Consider the following 1889-nt stretch of genomic DNA (forward strand, 5'->3'; position numbering starts at 1 on the left):
CATGATACTGCTTGCTTCCGACATGATAGACTGCATCTTCCCATCTGCCTCCACTGTATGTCCCTGTTCCTACCCATACTCTTACTGCCTTATACTCTTCCGGACTTGACCAGATATGTCCTACCATATCATTACAGTGGCTATTCATGCTTGACTCGCTACTGTATCCTACACTTGATTGTACAGCAGATTCATTCACATTTCCAGCATGTTTTATGGTTTCACAGATTGTTGTATATTTTGATAAAAGTGATAACCCCTTCTCTACTTTTGATATGCTCTTTAATGCATCCTTCAACGATATATACTCTAATCCTAATGTATCACAATACGCTTTCACTGCCTCCTCTAGCCTTGCATTCAAAATAAACTCGCATGATCTGATTGCGTGCTTCGCTTTTCATATTCACTTGTACTTGTTGCATAGCAAAAGATAAAGCATTGCATACAGTTCTCTATTACCTTGGTTTTTATTTTGTACATTCTTTCCTTTTACTGCTGAACTAAAAAAGACTGGGGTAACTCCTGCATAACTCGTTACTTTATTAGCATTTTGAAATCGTTCTATTTCAGCAATATGTGATATTAATGCATATGCAGTAACTGTATGGACTCTGGGTATCGTTTGTAGTTGGTAGGACGTGTCTTTTCAACATTTTTCCATAACACCCTCTATCCTTTCTAATTCCTCACAATAAAGCATAAATGCAATCATGAATTTGTCTACCAATCAAGAAAATATGTTTATCTTTTCTATTATTAATACAAATGAAAGGTAACGAATTGGCAAGATTCTTAAAAGTTCCTACACTATTACTACAGTTGCAAAGACCTTAATTCCGTAAAATAAGCAAAATTTTATGAAATATTTATATTTATGCCTACTTTTTTTGATAAAACTGTGCAGTAAAAAAACAGGCGATAAGCCTTTAAAATAGCCTATTTCCTGTTTCTAGGTGTGTATGTGTAGGGCGGTGTTACTATTATGCCCTATAAAGACTCTCGCTAACGCTCTAATCACAAGCCCTTCCCTATGCATACACTTCGTACGCTGGGAGTGACTTGATTATTGAAGGCTATAAATCTTTGAGAAAGAAACTATTTGCTTAACGAACAATTTTCATTATTCAATTCAATCGAATCAGCTTCTATTAATAATACTTTACTCCATATCTCAATACAAACATTTGCTTTCCCTTGGTATTGTTTTAACCATTCATCTCTTTCACTTTCAATATCGAATTTTACATCCTCCAAAATGCTTATAGATGTAAATTCCAAATAATCATCTTCATCAGGTTCAAAAATATTGAATCTTGTATCTCCTACATTATTAACAAAGTACACCATACTAACTTTTTTAAATTTCAATTCATACCTATGTATTTGACCATTATCTAGAGTTTCCAATAAAAATGTTATATTATTTAATAACATATCGTAGTCGTAATTCAATATTTTGCTTGCCCATAATAAGTTTAACTTTTCTATCAAATTTTCCATTTTATTTCCCTCCTTTATACTTCGTAACCATATTAGTGATTTGTTCAAGATAATTATCTGTTAAGTCAATATGAGTAAGAGCTCTATCACTAGACAATACTCCATCTAAAGTTAATGAACCTTTTCCATCTATGCTTACTCTGAAATAAGGTGCACTCCTTCCTCCAGAACCTTCATCCATAATTCTTACTACAATTGGTTTATTACCATTAGGAATCTCAATTTTGTAGCCATTATTCAATTCAGAGACAGTACCATTTAATTTGCTTCCAACAGAACTAGATGCATTCTTTAAACTTGTTCTAGCTCCACTAGCTCCCTGATAGCCACTATTAGATGAAGAGGGAGGTGCATAGCCTGGACTTGTATTTCCTGATGAAGCATAT

At 33.7% G+C, this 1889-nt stretch carries 2 protein-coding genes and 2 pseudogenes; all 4 read right to left on the reverse strand.

Annotated elements, in window-relative coordinates; genetic code table 11:
- Positions 1-340 (reverse strand): annotated as a pseudogene (locus AC5M21_RS16005) (hypothetical protein); the annotation flags it as partial.
- A 66-nt stretch (positions 341-406) separates the two neighbouring features.
- Entirely contained in the window at positions 407-622 is a 216-nt protein-coding gene (locus AC5M21_RS16010; RefSeq protein ID WP_083806985.1) for a transposase, read from the reverse strand.
- Between the two features lie 476 nt (positions 623-1098).
- On the reverse strand, positions 1099-1503 hold the full coding sequence (locus AC5M21_RS16015) for a YxiG family protein (protein ID WP_008787394.1): 405 nt from the start codon (positions 1501-1503) through the stop codon (positions 1099-1101).
- Position 1504: 1 nt separating this feature from the next.
- Positions 1505-1889, reverse strand: a pseudogene (locus AC5M21_RS16020) (hypothetical protein); the annotation flags it as partial.

Source organism: Coprobacillus sp., from assembly GCF_984815275.1.

What these genes read in the sequence shown, in the direction of transcription:
- AC5M21_RS16015 (WP_008787394.1), bottom strand. Translation starts at nt 1,503, where the DNA reads ATGGAAAATTTGATAGAAAAGTTAAACTTATTATGGGCAAGCAAAATA.